Source organism: Devosia pacifica, assembly GCF_014652635.1.
GTDB classification, from domain to species: domain Bacteria; phylum Pseudomonadota; class Alphaproteobacteria; order Rhizobiales; family Devosiaceae; genus Devosia; species Devosia pacifica.
In genome coordinates this window covers 861,585-877,445 of the sequence record NZ_BMZE01000002.1, presented here as the reverse complement: position 1 = coordinate 877,445, position 15,861 = coordinate 861,585, and the positions used below count along the sequence as shown (strand labels likewise).

The 15,861-nt window shown below is 61.9% G+C and carries 18 protein-coding genes and 1 riboswitch; of the genes, 9 read left to right on the top strand and 9 right to left on the bottom strand.

From position 1 onward, the window contains the following. The first annotated feature begins 32 nt into the window (after positions 1–32). On the top strand, positions 33–329 hold the full coding sequence (locus tag IE127_RS11415; RefSeq protein ID WP_189425789.1) for a hypothetical protein: 297 nt from the start codon (positions 33–35) through the stop codon (positions 327–329). Here the strand turns inward: IE127_RS11415 and IE127_RS11410 are convergent. Continuing rightward, positions 323–946: a glutathione S-transferase family protein gene (locus tag IE127_RS11410; RefSeq protein WP_189425788.1), complete on the bottom strand. Its 624-nt coding sequence runs from the start codon at positions 944–946 to the stop codon at positions 323–325. The two genes, IE127_RS11415 and IE127_RS11410, sit on opposite strands and share 7 nt — an antisense overlap. Next, positions 943–1,872, bottom strand: coding sequence for a 2-hydroxyacid dehydrogenase (locus IE127_RS11405; RefSeq protein ID WP_189425787.1), 930 nt, complete (start codon positions 1,870–1,872; stop codon positions 943–945). Before IE127_RS11405 ends, IE127_RS11410 begins: the two co-directional genes overlap by 4 nt. A 172-nt stretch (positions 1,873–2,044) precedes the next feature. On the opposite strand from IE127_RS11405, the gene IE127_RS11400 reads away from it, so the two are divergent. Genes IE127_RS11400 through IE127_RS11390 form a run of 3 tightly spaced genes read left to right on the top strand, consistent with a single transcriptional unit; the run spans position 2,045 to position 5,277 of the window. After that, complete coding sequence (locus IE127_RS11400) at positions 2,045–3,466, top strand: circularly permuted type 2 ATP-grasp protein (RefSeq protein ID WP_373297310.1); 1,422 nt, start codon at positions 2,045–2,047, stop codon at positions 3,464–3,466. Between the two features lie 2 nt (positions 3,467–3,468). After that, positions 3,469–4,413, top strand: coding sequence for an alpha-E domain-containing protein (locus IE127_RS11395; RefSeq protein ID WP_189425786.1), 945 nt, complete (start codon positions 3,469–3,471; stop codon positions 4,411–4,413). A gap of 15 nt (positions 4,414–4,428) precedes the next feature. Then, the gene (locus tag IE127_RS11390; RefSeq protein ID WP_189425785.1) at positions 4,429–5,277 is read left to right on the top strand and encodes a transglutaminase family protein; all 849 of its coding nucleotides are present in this window, start codon (positions 4,429–4,431) and stop codon (positions 5,275–5,277) included. A 12-nt stretch (positions 5,278–5,289) separates the two neighbouring features. Here IE127_RS11390 and IE127_RS11385 read toward each other — a convergent pair whose 3' ends face one another. Further along, on the bottom strand, positions 5,290–6,225 hold the full coding sequence (locus IE127_RS11385; RefSeq protein ID WP_189425784.1) for an AEC family transporter: 936 nt from the start codon (positions 6,223–6,225) through the stop codon (positions 5,290–5,292). Positions 6,226–6,415: 190 nt separating this feature from the next. Here IE127_RS11385 and glpD point away from each other — a divergent pair, with 190 nt between their 5' ends. Both glpD and glpK read left to right on the top strand, forming a co-directional pair. After that, the gene (glpD, locus tag IE127_RS11380) at positions 6,416–7,915 is read left to right on the top strand and encodes a glycerol-3-phosphate dehydrogenase (protein ID WP_189425783.1); all 1,500 of its coding nucleotides are present in this window, start codon (positions 6,416–6,418) and stop codon (positions 7,913–7,915) included. 13 nt (positions 7,916–7,928) lie between these two features. Beyond that, the gene (glpK, locus tag IE127_RS11375) at positions 7,929–9,419 is read left to right on the top strand and encodes a glycerol kinase GlpK (RefSeq protein ID WP_189425782.1); all 1,491 of its coding nucleotides are present in this window, start codon (positions 7,929–7,931) and stop codon (positions 9,417–9,419) included. Positions 9,420–9,423: 4 nt separating this feature from the next. Here the strand turns inward: glpK and IE127_RS11370 are convergent, their stop codons facing one another. The 3 genes from IE127_RS11370 to uxaC form a co-directional block, all read right to left on the bottom strand. Beyond that, positions 9,424–9,924, bottom strand: coding sequence for a CAP domain-containing protein (locus IE127_RS11370; protein ID WP_189425781.1), 501 nt, complete (start codon positions 9,922–9,924; stop codon positions 9,424–9,426). 11 nt (positions 9,925–9,935) lie between these two features. Beyond that, the gene (locus IE127_RS11365; RefSeq protein WP_189425780.1) at positions 9,936–10,787 is read right to left on the bottom strand and encodes an aminoglycoside phosphotransferase family protein; all 852 of its coding nucleotides are present in this window, start codon (positions 10,785–10,787) and stop codon (positions 9,936–9,938) included. A 98-nt stretch (positions 10,788–10,885) separates the two neighbouring features. Continuing rightward, complete coding sequence (uxaC, locus tag IE127_RS11360; protein WP_189425779.1) at positions 10,886–12,307, bottom strand: glucuronate isomerase; 1,422 nt, start codon at positions 12,305–12,307, stop codon at positions 10,886–10,888. Positions 12,308–12,522: 215 nt separating this feature from the next. Here uxaC and IE127_RS11355 point away from each other — a divergent pair, with 215 nt between their 5' ends. Then, the gene (locus IE127_RS11355) at positions 12,523–12,660 is read left to right on the top strand and encodes a hypothetical protein (RefSeq protein WP_189425778.1); all 138 of its coding nucleotides are present in this window, start codon (positions 12,523–12,525) and stop codon (positions 12,658–12,660) included. 2 nt (positions 12,661–12,662) lie between these two features. Here the strand turns inward: IE127_RS11355 and IE127_RS11350 are convergent, their stop codons facing one another. Beyond that, complete coding sequence (locus tag IE127_RS11350) at positions 12,663–13,307, bottom strand: hypothetical protein (RefSeq protein ID WP_189425777.1); 645 nt, start codon at positions 13,305–13,307, stop codon at positions 12,663–12,665. A gap of 134 nt (positions 13,308–13,441) precedes the next feature. Between IE127_RS11350 and IE127_RS11345 the strand changes: the two genes are divergently transcribed. After that, entirely contained in the window at positions 13,442–14,404 is a 963-nt protein-coding gene (locus tag IE127_RS11345) for a class I SAM-dependent methyltransferase (protein WP_189425776.1), read from the top strand. Here the strand turns inward: IE127_RS11345 and IE127_RS11340 are convergent. Then, the gene (locus tag IE127_RS11340; RefSeq protein WP_189425775.1) at positions 14,401–14,748 is read right to left on the bottom strand and encodes a PRC-barrel domain-containing protein; all 348 of its coding nucleotides are present in this window, start codon (positions 14,746–14,748) and stop codon (positions 14,401–14,403) included. The genes IE127_RS11345 and IE127_RS11340 overlap by 4 nt on opposite strands. 15 nt (positions 14,749–14,763) lie before the next feature. Further along, positions 14,764–15,036 carry a hypothetical protein gene (locus IE127_RS11335; RefSeq protein WP_189425774.1) on the bottom strand — a complete coding sequence of 91 codons (273 nt, stop codon included), beginning with the start codon at positions 15,034–15,036 and terminating at the stop codon, positions 14,764–14,766. 116 nt (positions 15,037–15,152) lie between these two features. Next, a riboswitch (TPP riboswitch) is annotated at positions 15,153–15,263 on the top strand. On the opposite strand from IE127_RS11335, the gene IE127_RS11330 reads away from it, so the two are divergent. Further along, the gene (locus IE127_RS11330; protein WP_189425773.1) at positions 15,254–15,859 is read left to right on the top strand and encodes a YkoF family thiamine/hydroxymethylpyrimidine-binding protein; all 606 of its coding nucleotides are present in this window, start codon (positions 15,254–15,256) and stop codon (positions 15,857–15,859) included. (Overlaps the previous riboswitch by 10 nt.) Positions 15,860–15,861: the final 2 nt, after the last annotated feature.

The following is a 15,861-nucleotide window of genomic DNA, read 5'->3' as shown; positions in this document are numbered from 1 at the left end:
ATGCATCGTTCAGCGACAATCGGAGAGCCTTGATGATCAGACTAGCTTCGGCTATTGGCTTGGTATTGCTGCTGGCAACGCCTGCGATGGCGATACCCTATTGCAACGATACCAATCCCGGATTCACCCTCAAGTTTGGCCTGCGCTTTGGCGAACCGCGCTCCGAAATGGAGCGCAACGAGGATGACCTGCGCGCGCTGAGGCGCCGAGGCGTCGATGCCACGCGCGTCGAGCGCTGGAACGGCTGCCTCAGGGCCTATGTCCGCCAGCCTGGTGGCGGCGAAACCATGCAGTTTTATTCGCCCAACACCTATCGCCGCGTCTACTGAGCGGCCGGATGCGATTCCGAGAACGCGCCGATCGCCGCTGAACGCTCTGACAACGCTTTGAGCCGGGGGCAGTCGCTGTCGGAAAACGCTGCGATCCCAACGAGAAAATCGTAGGCGCACAACGCCGCGACATCCGATCCGTCAGGCTTGTCACCGCCCATCCAGCCTTCTGCCGGAAGGTGCGATTCGAGCGCCTCCAGCCCGGAGCGGACCTGCGCCTCGAGCCGTTCGATCCACTCCTTCCACTGCTTGTCCGCGGGCCGGCGCTCTGTCTCATAGACATAGGCAACGCCCTTTTCGGACAATGCATTGGCGAGCGCGATGCGCTGCTGGCACACCAGCCGGTCCTCGCCGCTTGCTGGAATCAGCCGCTCGGCAGGCTCGGCAGTGTCCTCGAGATAATCGATGATCGCCGACGTCTCGATAAGATGCTGGCCGTGGCCGAGAGAAAGCACCGGCACCCGGCTGAGCGGGTTATAGGCGCGAAACAGCTCGAAATCCGAGCCAAAGATATCGATCGGGCGCCGCTTGAAGGCGCGCCCCTGAAGACCGAGCCAGACGGCCACGCGCCGCACGAAAGGCGAGCGTTTGCCGCCATGTAGAACCAGTTCACTCATACAACTGCACTCAATAGTGGTTTGCCTTCGAAATGGGCGTCCAGATTGGCAATGACGAGACGTCCCATCGCGTTGCGTGTTTGATGCGTGGCACTGCCCTGGTGCGGCGCCAGAACCACGTTATCGAGGTCGAAGAAACCTTCCGGCACGTGTGGCTCCTTCTCGAAAACATCGAGCGCCGCGCCACCGAGCTTGCCGGCCTTGAGCATTTCGAGCATCGCCGCTTCATCCACCAGCGTGCCCCGCGCCATGTTGCACAGCATGCCATCCGGCCCCAGCGCCTCGAGCACTTCGCGCGAAACGATGCCTTCGGTGCCCTTGCCGCCTGGGGCGATCACCACCAGCCAGTCGACGTCGCGCGCCATCGCAACGAGATCGCCGTAATAAACATAAGGCTCGTTCTGCTGTTCGTGCCGGCCGTGATAGACCACCCGCATGCGCATCGCCTGCAGCCGCAGCGCGATTTCCTTGCCGATGCGTCCGAGCCCGAGAATGCCGACAGTCTTGCCGGTCAGTTCGGAAAACAGCCCCATCGTCCCCGATGGCCATTTTCCCTCGCGCACATAGCGGTCGCCCTGCGGAATCCGCCGTGCCAGCGCGATCATCATGCCCACTGTCATTTCCGCCATGGCATCGTTGAGAACGTTCGGCGTGTTGGTGACGCGAATATTGCGCTGCCGTGCCGCCCCGGTGTCGATATTGTCGTAGCCGACCCCAAAATTGGCGATGATCTCGAGATTGGGCAGCTTGTCCATCAAGTCGGCAGTCACCGCACCGCCGGCAATACCCCTGATCCGTGGCCCGATCTCGGCCAGCATCGCGTCGCGATCGGAGGCCTCGTGCAGCTTGTGGACGGTAAACCGCTCGGCGATTCCCTCCTCGCAGCTCTTCAGCAGCGCGTGTGTTTGCAGCACTTCTATCGACATCTGGCCTCCCCTTCTTTCATTGACCACCTGATACCGTTCCATGCCGGAGGTGTCGAGGCTGGGGCCGGTAAAAGCCCATTGCGTGACCAATTCGTGAGAGACGCTGGACGTTGCGCCTCAAATGTGCAGCAATGGCAAGGCGATGGGCAGCCGCATCCAACCCTGGAGCGCCATGGACGAGAATGTTCCCTTTGATGAGATGTACGCCTCGGATGGTTCGGTCCGCGAACCGTATCGTGTGCTCAAGCAATGGATCGAGGAGCAGCCCGAGCGGGCGCTGACCTTGATGCAGTCCGATGCGGAGGGGCTGTTCCGCAAACTGGGCATCACCTTTGCCGTTTATGGCTCGGATGAGGGCAACGAGAAGCTCATCCCGTTCGATGTCATCCCGCGCATCATATCGGCCGCCGAATGGCGCCGGCTTTCCAAGGGCATCGAGCAGCGGGTACGCGCTCTCAACGCCTTTCTTTATGACATTTATCACCGCCAGGAGATCATCAAGGCCGGGCGCGTCCCGGAAAAGCTGATCGTCAACAATGCCGCGTTCTGCCCGCAAATGATGGGCCTCAACCCGGCCAAGAACGTCTACGCGCACATCATCGGCGTCGATATCGTGCGGGTCGGGCCGGACGAGTTCTACGTGCTCGAGGACAATCTGCGCACGCCCTCTGGCGTGTCGTACATGCTCGAGGACCGCGAGGCTATGATGCAGCTCGCGCCGGACCTGTTCCAGCGCTCCCGTGTGGCGCCGGTTGAAACCTATCCGGAAAATCTCAGGCGGACCCTGCAAAGCGTTGCGCCCGACGGGTCTGGGTCAAACCCCAATATCGCGGTGCTGACGCCGGGTATCTACAACTCGGCCTATTTCGAACATTCTTTCCTCGCCGATCAGATGGGCGCGCATCTGTGCGAAGGCCCGGACCTGTTTGTCGAAGGCGGCAAAGTCTACATGCGCACAACCACCGGGCCGGAGCGCGTCGACGTCATCTATCGCCGTATCGACGATGAATATATCGATCCGTTGACGTTCAATCCGGATTCACTGCTTGGCGTGCCGGGGCTGTTCAATGCCTATCGCGCCGGCAATGTTACCCTCGTCAACGCGCCCGGAACCGGCATCGCCGACGATAAGGCCGTCTATACCTACGTGCCTGCAATCATCGAGTTCTATCTCGGTGAAAAGGCCATTCTCAACAACGTGCCGACCTATAACTGCACCGACGAGGACCAGCGCGCCTGGGTGCTCGAGAACATCGGCGATCTGGTGGTCAAGGAAGTACATGGCTCGGGCGGCTATGGCATGCTGGTCGGGCCCACCTCGACCAAGGCGCAGCAGGCCGAGTTCAAAAAGAAGATCGAGGCCCGGCCCGACAATTACATCGTCCAGCCGACGCTGGCGCTATCGACCTGCCCGACTTATGTGCAAAGCGGCATCGCGCCGCGCCACGTCGATCTCAGGCCCTATGTGCTGGTGGGTGACGAGGTCCGCATCACCCCCGGTGGCTTGACCCGCGTGGCCCTCAAGAAGGGCTCGCTCGTCGTCAATTCCAGCCAGGGCGGCGGCACCAAGGATACGTGGGTGCTGGAAGATTGAGCATGCTGGGACGCACCGCACAGAACCTCTTCTGGCTTTCTCGATATGTCGAGCGGGCCGAAAACATGGCGCGCCTGCTCGAGGTTGGCTACCGCATGAGCCTCACCTCGCATCGTGAGGGCGGCGAGAGCGAGCACCTGATCTCAATGATGCAGGCCGCCGAGGTCGATGAGGCTTTCGAGGCCACGGGAAAGGTTGCGACCGTCGACACAGTGGCGCAATTCATGGTGTTCGACGAGACCAACCCTTCATCAGTCAAAGCCTGCCTTTTCGCCGCGCGCACCAATGCCCGATCGGTGCGCACGGCCATTACCTCCGACATGTGGGAAAGCCTCAACAGCGCCTGGCTGGAGTTCTCGCAGATCAAGCCGCGCGATGTGCGGGGCGCCAAGCTTTTGGGGCTGTTGCAGTGGATCAAGCAGCGCAGTCACGAGTTTCGGGGTGCGCTTCTCGGCACCATCCTGCGCGACGAAGGTTTCGCCTTCAGCCAGGCCGGCAACTTCGTCGAGCGTGCCGACAACACCGCGCGCATTCTCGACATGAAGTATTTCGTGCTGCTGCCGCGCGCCGATCTCGTCGGCGGCGATCTCGACATCCAGCAATGGACGCTGATCCTTCGGGCTGCCTCGGCGCACCGCTCCTACAGGCATTTTTACCGCGACCGTTACCAGCCGGAGAAAATCGCGGATTTCCTGATCCTCAGGCATCAAATGCCACGCTCGCTTGCCCATTGTTCGCGCATGCTCGGCCAGACGCTGGATTCGCTCGCCGAGCTCTACGGCCGCCGTGTCGATTGCCACGATGCCGTTGCCGAGCTCTGCGCGATGGTCGAGGGCACCAATATGGAAAAGATCTTCCGGCGGGGCCTCCACGAGTTTCTGACTGAGTTCATCGCCCGCAACAACCGGGTGACCGAATGTCTGTCGGAAAGCTACAATTTCTACTGATGACGTGAAGAGTATATGCGCCTGACGATCCATCATGAGCTGACCGTGACGCCGCCCGAAGATGCAGGCAGCCTTGTCCTGCAACTGCTGTTGACGCCGGCCAACCACGGCAATCAGAGGGTTGAAAGCTGGCGGGTGGAGATGCCTGGCATCGGCCATGCCGCCCGCTTTGCTGACGCTCATGGCAACACGGTCCACCTCGTCAATCTGCGCCCGGAAGGCCGTCTGCGCATCTCGGCTTCGGGGCGCGTCGTGACTACAGACACCAACGGCATCGTCGCGCCCAGTGAGACGGAACCGGTGCCGACGCTCTATTTGCGAACGACCGCGCTGACCCGCGTGCCGGTGACGCTTTACGGCAAGTTCCGCAACATGAAGCATGACCGCATCGCGCTGCTGCACGCGCTGATGGAGCGGGTCTCTGAAACCTATGCCGAACCAGGCCGCCAGCAACAGAGCCAGGACGCCGACCTGCAATCGCAAGGCCAGTCGCAATCGCAAAGCCAGTCGCAAACGCAGAACTCCGAGGAAGGCGCAGAGCCCATACCCGCCGAAATCATCGCCCCGAGCGCTGAACAGATGGCCCATGCCTTCATCGGCGCTGCACGCGCTCTCGATATCCCCGCCCGCTATGTCACCGGCTATCTGTGCGGAATAGACGGGCACGAAGGCCTTCATGCATGGGCAGAAGCTTATGAGCCGACGCTGGGCTGGATCGGCTTCGACCCCGAGCTGCAATTGTGTCCCACGGACAGGCATGTACGGCTGGCAGCCGGGCTTGATGCTGCCGATGTGCGCCCGGTCCGCGCTGTGCCGGTGGCGGGTGAACCTGAGACGGTGTCGGTCGAAGTCAGCATCGCCTGAGGCTGTTCCCGGCTAGTGCCCGAGAATGTACAGCCACAGGGCAATGCTCAGCGCCGAACCGACGGTGCCGATCAGCACCACATTGGCGGCGACGCTGACGCCGCGATTGTAATAAGTGGCAAACACATAAGAATTGATACCCGCCGGCATCGCCGACATCAGGATGCCGTAGCGGGCGATCTGCATATCGACCCGCAACACCCAGATCATCAGCACATAGGCGATGGCCGGGTGGACGAAGAGCTTGATCAGAGAGATCACCAGCGCCTGTGACCAGTTCTCGGAAAGCTTGTACTGGTTGAGCGCCCCGCCAATACCGAAAAGCGCCACCGGCACCACCGCCTGCGCCATCATCGAGAAAAATGCCGATGCCGGCTCGATCAGCCCGATACCCGCGAAATTGAACGACAACCCGAGCGCGATGCCCCAGAGCAGCGGATTGGAGACGATACGCTTGCCGGCATTGCCCAGGGCCTCCGTCAAAGGGCGTCCGTCGCGCCGCATCAGTTCCATGGTCAGCATGGCCGAGGTCAAAAGGATCGCGCCGTGAATGCCGATGATCGAGAACGCCACCGGAAGCGCGTCCTCGCCGTAGGCACGCTGCAGGATCGGCAGCCCGACGAGAACCGTATTGGAAAACATTGCCGAAAACCCGGAAGCGACGCTTTCGCCGCGCGTGTCTCCGAAAAGCCGTATGCCGACAAAGATGCCGAGCCCGAAGCACAGGAACGCGCCGAGATAAAACGGCCCGATAATGCCGATATTGAACGCTGTGGTGAAATCGCTGTTGACCATGGAGTTGAACAACAGGCACGGCGTTGCGAAGTTGTTGACGAAGGCGATCAGGCTGGGCACCCCGGCCGCCGGATAGAGCCGGAACCGCACGGCGCTATAGCCGAGGGCGATCAGCGCAAAGATGGGAGCAACGACGATGAAGGTGGAAAGCATGAACAGCCCGGCTTGTAATCGGCTGACCTAGCCCCCTGCCGGGCGTTTGGTCAATGTGCCGCGGCAATCCGCGCCTTGGATCAGCGGAACGCAGCATCAGCGAGGCGTGTTTCGACTATCACCCGAAATGTCGATGCGCTAAAAGCGAACTCAAACGCGCGGAAACCGAAACCGAAGGAAAGACAAGCCGATGTCGGAGAACAGCCCAATCGACCTTTTCGTGATCGGCGGTGGCGTCAACGGCACCGGCGTCGCGCGTGATGCTGCCGGGCGTGGATATTCCGTGATGCTTGCGGAAATGAACGATCTGGCCTCCGGCACCTCCTCCGCCGCAACCAAACTCGTGCATGGTGGGCTGCGCTATCTCGAGCATTATGAATTCCGCCTGGTGCATGAAGCGCTTGCCGAACGTGAAGTGCTCTGGGCCATGGCGCCGCACATCATCTGGCCGCTGCGCTTCGTGCTGCCACACCACAAGGGTCTGCGCCCTGCCTTTATTCTGCGCACCGGCCTGGCGCTTTACGATCATCTCGGTGGCCGCCGCCTTCTTCCCGCAACCAAGACTCTCGATCTGCGCAAGGACGTGACCGGCGAACCGCTCAAGCCCGAATTCAAGCGCGGCTTCGAATATTCCGACTGCTGGGTCGACGATGCCCGGCTCGTTGCCCTCAACGCGCGCGACGCAGCAGATCGTGGCGCCGATATTCGTGTCGGCACTCGCGTCGTCACAGCAAGGCGCGAGAATGGGCAGTGGCAGATCACGCTAGAGAAGAACGGCGAGCGCGAAGACATCACGGCGCGCATGCTCGTCAACGCGGCCGGTCCTTGGGTCGATGATGTCATCATCGGGGCGATGGGCAAGAACGGGGCAAAAAATGTCCGCCTCGTGAAGGGCAGCCATATTGTCATGCACAAGCTGTTCGAGCATGACCGCTCCTACATCTTCCAGAATGCCGATGGCCGGATCATCTTCGCCATCCCCTACGAGCACGATTATACCCTTATCGGCACCACCGATCAGGACTTCGAGGGCGATCCGCGTTCGGTCGAGATCAGCGAAGACGAGACGGACTATCTGCTGCGCGCGGCCAGCGAGTATTTCGAAAAGCCGCTGACGCGCGATGGCATCGCCTGGACCTATTCCGGCGTGCGCCCGCTGTTCGACGATGGCGCCAGCGCTGCCCAGGAAGCAACGCGGGATTATGTCCTGAAGCTTGAGGGCGACAGAGCCACCGGGGCCGTGGTCAATGTCTTCGGCGGCAAGCTGACCACCTACCGCCGCCTCGCTGAATCCGTTCTCGAAAAGATCGAGAGCGTTCTCGGCAAGCGCGGCCCCGCCTGGACAGCCGAAAGCAAGCTGCCAGGCGGCGAATTCGCGCCCAAGGCGTTCGATGCCGAACTGCGCCGCCTCGGCAAGGATTATCCGGGTTTCAACAAGGCCCTGCTCAACCGGATGCTGCGCCAATACGGCACTCGCGCCCGCCAGCTTCTCGGCGATGCGCAATCGCCGGAGGCGCTCGGCGAGCATTTCGGCGCCGGGCTTCATGCGCGCGAGGTGGATTTCCTGATAGAAACCGAATGGGCGCGCAAACCTGACGACATCTTGTGGCGGCGGACCAAGCTCGGGCTGAAGCTCGATCAGGCCGGCAAGGACCGGCTTGACGCCTACATGCAGACCAAGGCGGCATAGGGAGGACGTGCCTGTGAGTGGATTTGTACTGGCAATCGACCAGGGAACGACATCGAGCCGGGCGATCGTCTTCGACGCCGACCAGAAGATCGTCGGGCTTTCTCAGCAGGAGTTCACCCAGCGCTTCCCGCGCGATGGCTGGGTCGAGCACGATCCCGAAGACATATGGGACAGCGTCGTTGCCACGGTACGCACCGCCATCGGCGACGCCGGCATTGATGTTGCCGAGATCGCTGGCATCGGCATCACCAATCAGCGCGAAACCACGCTGATCTGGGACCGCGAGACCGGCACCCCGATCCACAACGCCATCGTCTGGCAGGACCGACGCACCGCCTCGATCTGCGAGGATCTGCGCCAGGCGGGCCACGAGGCGCTGTTCACCGAGCGTACAGGCCTGCTGCTCGATCCCTATTTCGCAGGCACCAAGATCAAGTGGCTGCTCGACAATGTCGAGGGCGCCCGGGACAAAGCCGATGCCGGCAAGCTCGCCTTCGGCACTGTCGACAGCTTCCTCGTCTGGCGTCTCACGGGTGGCAAGGCGCACCTGACTGATGCAACCAACGCCTGCCGCACACTGATCTTCGACATCGCGCGTCAGCAATGGGACGACGAGCTCCTGTCGCTGCTCGGCATTCCCAAATCGCTCCTGCCGGAAGTGCGCGATTGCGCCGATGATTTCGGCGCCACCGAGATCGACCTGTTCGGTGCGGCGATCCCCATTCTCGGCATTGCCGGCGACCAGCACGCCGCCACCATCGGTCAGGCGTGCTTCGAGCCGGGCATGCTGAAATCCACTTACGGCACCGGGTGCTTCGCCGTACTCAATACCGGCACGGATCTCGTCCGTTCGCAGAACCGCCTCCTCACCACGCTCGCCTACCGCCTCAATGGCGAGGTGACCTATGCGCTCGAAGGTTCGATCTTCGTTGCCGGCGCCGCCGTGCAATGGATTCGCGACGGCCTCAAACTGGTCCAGCACGCCAGCGAAACCGGCCCGCTAGCTGAAAGCGCCGATGACGATCAGCACGTCTATATGGTCCCGGCCTTTGTCGGGCTTGGCGCGCCGTGGTGGGATGCCGAGGCGCGCGGCGCCATTTACGGCATTACCCGCAACACAGGGCCCGCCGAGATTGCCCGCGCAGCTCTCGAATCCGTCTGCTACCAGACCCGCGATCTGTTCGATGCGATGCAGAAGGACTGGGCCGACAAGACCGAGCAGACCGTGCTGCGCGTCGATGGCGGCATGGTGGCCTCGGACTGGACGATGCAGTTCCTCGCCGACATTCTCGACGCACCGGTTGATCGCCCGCAGATCCTCGAGACCACAGCGCTCGGCGCCGCATGGCTTGCCGGCATGAAGGCGGGGGTATGGCCCGACATGGAAGGCTTTGCCAAGCGCTGGGCCCGCGACAAGCGGTTCGAGCCGGATATGGACGCGGATCTGCGCCGTGCGAAACTCGGTGGGTGGGATGACGCCGTTCGACGCACCCTGAGCCGCTAGCCTGTCAGCTGCGCCACGCCTCGAAACTGCCGCCGGCGATCAATGCCCAGTATTGCCGGCCGGCAGACGTCTTGGCGACCGCCAGCCCGAACTCCTCGAACCGCTCCGACAACAGTGTCGAGCGGTGCCCCGGCGAGGCCAGCCAGCCTTCTATGGCCGATGCCAGGGTTGTGTGCCCGCCGGCAAGGTTCTCTCCCACTGCGCCGAGATAGCCGGCAGTCGTCACCCGCTGACGCAAGGTGACCCCGAGATCGTGTGACAGCGTGTTGCGCGCCGCCATCAGATCGGCCTGCGACTGTGCCGCCCGCTCGAGCCGCGAATTATAGCGCCACGCCTTGCGTCCATTGCTGGCGCGCACCCCATTGATTGCCTCGGTGATCTGCGCCGTTGTCAGCCTGTCTGGCGGAACCGCGACGTTCGAAAGGCCGGAAAGGCTCGGCGAACAGGCCGAAAGCGCCGCCGCTGCCCCGAGCGCCAGCAGTGTCCGCCGCGAAATCTCAGCCATCACGGCGCCTCTCAGACAAGATCATAGGCCGCAAGCAATGGCGGCAATACCGCAAGCTGTGTCGTGATCGGGCTATCCGTCTCGATCAGCCAGCAGGCCGAAAGCGCCGCGTGTGCCGCAGCCCAGCCGAGAACGCGCTTGCGATTGAACCCGAGCCGCGCCTCGAACATGTCGGCCAGCATCGCGATCCGCTTCGGGTCCGCCGCCAGCTTGGTCGAGCCGGCCGGGTTCTGGAACACATTGGCCACTTCATAGGCCGGATCGCCCAGCAGCCCTTTTGGGTCGATTGCCAGCCAGCCGCGATCCGAGGAGATGATGTTGTCGTGGTGCAGATCGCCATGCAGCGGAATCTGCGCGCTCGGCTTGTCGAACAGCTTGATGGCGATGCCATTGGCGCGCGCATAGAGGTCGCGCGCGGTATGCGGCCAGGCCTTCACATCGGTCTCGAATAACGCTTCGAACCGCTCCCGTAGCGGCATCAGATCTTCGGGCGCCTCCGGGCGCGGACGATGCAATTGCCCAACCACGGTCGCAATGGCAATGGCTGCTTCCTCGTCGCGGTCCTTGCGCACCGCATCGCCGAGCGGGATGCCGTTCAGCCATTCCATGAAGATCGTATCGCCATGGGTATCGAAGATCGTGGCCGCGCCTTCGCCCGCATACCACTGCATCAGCCCGGCCCCGCGGCGCTCCTCCTCGGCCGCCAAAGGCTTCAGGATCTTCAGCGCTGCGAAGTTGCGGCCGTTCTGTTCGACACGAAAAATCCAGCTGGTCGGCGTTTCCGCCACCGGCGTCGACTTGGTCAGCGACCAACGGATCATGGCGCGGCTGAGCGCCGTTTCAACAGGAGACTGATTCACCATACTTGGCAGTAAATCATAGCTCTTCGTCGTGCGCGACTGATCTTGCAGCACAAATGCGCAAGCCGGAGCGGACTGCAACCAGCCCGCCCCGCATGCTGTTACGGCAGGTGATAGGCCGCTTTTGCCGCGTCGTAGCTGAGATGCTTTGCCAACTCGGTTGCGGTCGAGGCGCTCAACCGGTGCTCTGCGGTCCACTCGCCAAGGAACCGGCACACTTCGCGCCGCCACACATCGTGCCGCGCGGGGATCGACAGCAGCGCTCGCGTGTCGTCGTTGAAACCGGCGAGATTGTAGAACCCTGCCGTCTCCACCACCTGGTCGAGATAACGGCGAATGCCCTGCGGGCTGTCGTGGAACCACCACGGCGGCCCGATCTGCAGCGATGACCAGTAACCGGCCATCGGCGCCAATTCGCGCGCATAGGTCGTCTCGTCGAGAACGAACATGATGATGTTGAGGTTAGGCTCGTTGCCGCAGCGCCCGAGAAGCGCCTGCAAACCACCGACATAATCCGTGGTGCCGGGAATATCGGCGCCCTTGTCCGGTCCGCGTTCGCCAAACAGCAGCGGATCGGTGTTGCGGCGCGAACCGGCATGGATCTGCATCACCATGCCATCCTCGACCGATAGCAAAGCCATCTCTGTCAGCATCTGCGCGCGGAACAGTTCCGCATCGACAGCGTCGTGACGACCGGCAAGCACCTTGTCGAGCAGCGCCTGCTTCTCGCTGGGCTCGAGATCGGCGGTCATTGCGGTCGGCACGCCGTGGTCGGTCGCAACCGCCCCGAACTTGCGGAAATATTCGCGCCGTTTGCGGTGAGCATTGATCAGCCCGTCCCACTTGGTCACGTCTTCGCCGGTCAGTTCACCGAACTTCTTGATGTTCTCGGCAATCGCCGGACGGCTCGCGTCGGTCACATCGTCCGGGCGATAGGTCGTGCGCACCTGCCCGATCAGCCCATCGGTCGCCAGCTTCTGGTGATGCGGCAGATCATCGAGTGCAAACTCGGTGGTCGCGATCGCTTCAACCTTGAAGCTGTCGAGCAGTGCCCGCGGCAACAGATCGGCATCGCCGAGGCGCTTGTCGATCGTGTCGTAGATCTGGCTCGCGGTATCGCCGCTGAGTTCATCTTCGATACCGAACGCCAACGAGAAAGAGTGGTCGATCCAGGTCTTCGAAGGCGTGCCCGCAAACAAATAATAGTTCTCGGCAAACTTCTGCCATGCGCTGCGGCTGTCGGCCACCGGCCCGCCATCCCTGCGCGGCACGCCGAGGTCATCATAGCTGATGCCGCGGCTGCGCAGCATGCGCAGCACGTAGTGGTCGGGGATCAGGAACAGCGATGCCGGGTCCGGAAACCGCTGGTTATCGGCAAACCACGACGGGTCCGTGTGGCCGTGCGGGCAGATCAGAGGCAGGTCCTTGACCGACTCATAAAGCTCGCGGGCGATTGATTTGGCCGGCTCGGATGCAGGAAGCAGACGATCGGGGTGCAAATGGGATGGGGCTGAACTGGTCATGAGACCCTTGTGGCATGATCCGCAGGCGTCGGCAATATCTACCATACAAGAAGCAGATCGACCGCATTTGATGAAATTTAACTGCGTTTTCGAGACGCGCTCGGGGATTTCGGCTGCTGGCGCTAGAGTGTCTGAACTGGGTCAGAACAGGCCGAAAAGGGCGGCGGTCCAGCGATTGACGCGCATGTGTGCGTCACAAGAGCGAGGACCGCGATATGAGCGACACCGATATGCTGGAACTGACCCGGGCAGTGCGCTCGGCGCGCCGCCAGAGCCTCATCATGCTGACCGCATCGAGTGCCGGCGCCATTCTCATCGTGTCGATTGCCGGATTGATGCTCGCCTCGGCCTGATATCAGCCCAGGTGCTCGAGCAGCGCCAGGATCAGCAGACCGGCCTCGACAGCGATAAAACTTGTTCCGGCTGCGCCGAACTGAGCAGCGCGGGCTCTGGTGATGATGGCAAGACCGGCGAGCGCGGCCCCGAATGCCGCCAGCCACCAGATCGCCAGATAGTTTTCAGCATCGAGCCATAGCGCGAGGAACGTCGCGACTGCTGCAACGCACGCCGCGATCGAGGCTGAGTAGCCGGGTAAGCGGTCGGCACGCCGAAGCCCGAGCCCGCAGACCCCGATGGCCAGCGCCCCGATCAGCGTTTCAAGCAATAAGGGCGCGGCGAGATCGAGCGCGGTCGGCGCCATGCGCACCGCCGCGACGATCGCGATCGCGGTAATCGCCGCATCCGCCAGAACGAGCTGCCAGCCCTTCAAGACAGCACGGTCGTAAAGAACCCCGGCGCCAGCCGCCGCAAGTCCGGCAACAACAACGATAAACGCAAAAAGGCTCATGCCCGCGATGCCGAGCACCAGCCCGGCCACCGTCCCTGCTGCAATTACTGCCGATGAAAGCGGCGCCATCGGCAGGCGCCAGGACAGGAAAGCAGACACGCCCGCCGCGCTGACAATTGCGAGGACGATAGCGAGAATTCCGGGTATGGTCATGTCGGCTCCGCGAAAGACCCGGCCGGCGGGGGACCGGTCGTCGATCTATACAACGTGAGAAAGGCCGCTCTGTCAAAGGCTTGAGATCCTTTGACAAGACCGTTGATGTGATTGCTGGGGACGGAGGAGAACCCATGCTGAAAGCCATTGCACGACGCCTCCCGTACATTTCAAGGCTCATCGCGCAGCGCAATGCTCTCGCCGCCGAAACCCGGACCCTGGCCGACGTGATTGCGGCAAGGGACGCTGAGATTGGCGCCATTCACAGCGAGTTGTCAGCGAACCGGCTGATCCGGACAGACTATCCCTATCGCCCCAAGCCACGTCCGCTCCCGGAAACGTCAGGCGGTCGAGAATTGCTGCGCCGGTTCGATGCGGCACGGCCCGCGATTGCCGATGTAATCGAGGGTATTCTGGGCCATGTCGAGGCCCTGCGGCGAATCCCGCTTGAGGCGGATACCGGCCCCTGCTGGCGCAATAACTGGTTTCCGGCCTTCGATGCCGCGACACTTTACAGCCTCATCGCCAATAAACGGCCACGGCGCTATGTCGAGATCGGTTCCGGCTACTCAACGCGTTTTGCGGCGCGCGCGATTTCTGATCTCGGCCTCGATACCGAAATCATCGCCATCGATCCGCAGCCGCGCGCCGATGTCGAAGCCTTGTGCACCGAATTGCACCTAACCGGTCTCGAGGACTTCGATCCCGGTTTCTGGCAAGGTGTGGGGCCCGAAGACATCGTCTTTCTCGACAGTAGCCACCGGGCCTTCCAGAACTCGGATGTTACTGTGTTCTTTCTCGAAATCCTGCCGGCATTACCGCCGGGCACGCTCTACGGACTTCACGATATCTGCTTGCCGGAGGATTATCCCGAGCAATGGCTCGACCGCTTCTACAATGAGCAATATCTGCTCGCAGCGTTTCTCCTCGGTGGCGGCGATGACATAGTGTTGCCCGCGCACTGGGCTTCGCAGCAACCCGATCTGCACAAGAAATTGGCCCCGCTTTGGTCAAGCGAGGCCTTGCTGGGCGCGGAGACCCATGGTGGCGGTTTCTGGATGCGACGCCGGCGGTATGACAGCGACAGTAACGCTTAAGCGCGCATCAGATCGTCGCGCTTGACGCTAAGATTGACAGTGTCGCCACTGACCCCCGCGATCTGGTGTGGCTGGATATAGCGGTCGCGGTGCATCATGCCATCGGCATCGAGAAGCACATATCCTGCGCGCTGAAGCTGGGCGCGCTCTGCCTCCGGCATATCGTCTGGCCAAATCGCATCGACGAACTGCTTGACGAGACCGTTGCCGCTTTGCTGCTGTGAGCCCTCGGTGCTCACCGCCTCATCGTCGCCGAATTTCACATCCTCGACTTCGCCGATTTTTTCACCAGTGCTATCAACGACATCCATGCCTTTGCGCACGTCTACAGGTATGGTGGCCATGATCGAACTCCTTGGTTATTTCGCAGCGTATGTTGGGCTCGCCGCAGTGCTGGCGAGGATACCGGCCTGTGCGAGTTTTTCTCCGGCACGCGTTTTCTTGGCAAACAATGGTGCCGTGATGATCGTGCGATCGACCTCGCTCGTGCCTCGAATCCGCGTCCGGCCATCAAGGCACAGCCAGATATCGCCCGAATGCCAACGCGCTTTCCGCCAGATCCCGTCATCACACCACAACATGACAACGCTGGTGTCGCGCGGTGCCTCCGCAATCGGCCTTTCATCAAGCATTTCAGTGTCCTCCCGCTAACTCGTTTCCATGTTAACCCTTCGCGAAAGCAAAAGTTGCGCCAGTTAACCGAGTGTCACGGGCTTGTAATGCCGGCCGCGATCTGTTTGTGTCTGCGCACTGTCCAAAGGGGTGTCTCGTAGAGCCGAGGCTGAGATGAAGGTGCAAGCCTTCGGACCCTGGAGCTGATCTGGGTTATGCCAGCGGAGCGAGAGGGCCATGTATATCGGCGCGCAATTTTCCCTGTATCCAATGACCGACGATTTCGTCGGTGTAATAATCAAGGCTTTGTCGGCTCTTGATCCCTACCGGGATCGCCTGCAGGTCGAGACCGACGACGTCTCGACCCTTCTGGTTGGGCCGCCCGAAGCGTTGTTTCCAGCGATGCGAGATTTGTTCGCGGCCACCGCCGCCACCGGCAAGCATTGCGTTCTGTCGGCGACGATCTCGCGCGGCTGCCCCGGCGAACCGGACGATCCGCGTTGCCACTCTCCAGCGCTCGATGCGACGATTTCGAAGTCAGACCGCATCCCGGCGGCCCTCGATGCCATCGCCGCAGCGCCACAGCTTTCGGTTCACACGGTCGCGCAATTCTCGCTCTACCTCCTCGGTGCTCAACAGCACATGGACGAGATTGAAGCGTGCATCGACCTCTGCCGGCAAAGCGGACTGAAGGCCGCACCGAAGCATTTCTGCACGAAACTCGCCGGTGATGCCGGCCCGGTCTTCGCGCTCCTCGAGCAGTCATTTTGCCGGTTCGGCGCTCCCGATGGCCATGTGGCCATCGACCTGACGGTATCTGCCAACAGCCCGTCGCTGGCCTGACG

Excerpts from the sequence above, each read along its gene's own strand:
- IE127_RS11400 (WP_373297310.1), top strand. The coding sequence starts at position 2,045 with ATGGACGAGAATGTTCCCTTTGATGAGATGTACGCCTCGGATGGTTCG.
- IE127_RS11385 (WP_189425784.1), bottom strand. The coding sequence starts at position 6,225 with ATGCTTTCCACCTTCATCGTCGTTGCTCCCATCTTTGCGCTGATCGCC.
- IE127_RS11415 (WP_189425789.1), top strand. The coding sequence starts at position 33 with ATGATCAGACTAGCTTCGGCTATTGGCTTGGTATTGCTGCTGGCAACG.
- IE127_RS11340 (WP_189425775.1), bottom strand. The coding sequence starts at position 14,748 with ATGGCCACCATACCTGTAGACGTGCGCAAAGGCATGGATGTCGTTGAT.
- IE127_RS11395 (WP_189425786.1), top strand. The coding sequence starts at position 3,469 with ATGCTGGGACGCACCGCACAGAACCTCTTCTGGCTTTCTCGATATGTC.
- IE127_RS11405 (WP_189425787.1), bottom strand. The coding sequence starts at position 1,872 with ATGTCGATAGAAGTGCTGCAAACACACGCGCTGCTGAAGAGCTGCGAG.
- IE127_RS11330 (WP_189425773.1), top strand. The coding sequence starts at position 15,254 with ATGTATATCGGCGCGCAATTTTCCCTGTATCCAATGACCGACGATTTC.
- uxaC (WP_189425779.1), bottom strand. The coding sequence starts at position 12,307 with ATGACCAGTTCAGCCCCATCCCATTTGCACCCCGATCGTCTGCTTCCT.
- IE127_RS11390 (WP_189425785.1), top strand. The coding sequence starts at position 4,429 with ATGCGCCTGACGATCCATCATGAGCTGACCGTGACGCCGCCCGAAGAT.
- IE127_RS11365 (WP_189425780.1), bottom strand. The coding sequence starts at position 10,787 with ATGGTGAATCAGTCTCCTGTTGAAACGGCGCTCAGCCGCGCCATGATC.
- IE127_RS11335 (WP_189425774.1), bottom strand. The coding sequence starts at position 15,036 with ATGCTTGATGAAAGGCCGATTGCGGAGGCACCGCGCGACACCAGCGTT.
- IE127_RS11350 (WP_189425777.1), bottom strand. The coding sequence starts at position 13,307 with ATGACCATACCCGGAATTCTCGCTATCGTCCTCGCAATTGTCAGCGCG.
- IE127_RS11355 (WP_189425778.1), top strand. The coding sequence starts at position 12,523 with ATGAGCGACACCGATATGCTGGAACTGACCCGGGCAGTGCGCTCGGCG.
- glpD (WP_189425783.1), top strand. The coding sequence starts at position 6,416 with ATGTCGGAGAACAGCCCAATCGACCTTTTCGTGATCGGCGGTGGCGTC.
- IE127_RS11345 (WP_189425776.1), top strand. The coding sequence starts at position 13,442 with ATGCTGAAAGCCATTGCACGACGCCTCCCGTACATTTCAAGGCTCATC.
- IE127_RS11370 (WP_189425781.1), bottom strand. The coding sequence starts at position 9,924 with ATGGCTGAGATTTCGCGGCGGACACTGCTGGCGCTCGGGGCAGCGGCG.
- IE127_RS11410 (WP_189425788.1), bottom strand. The coding sequence starts at position 946 with ATGAGTGAACTGGTTCTACATGGCGGCAAACGCTCGCCTTTCGTGCGG.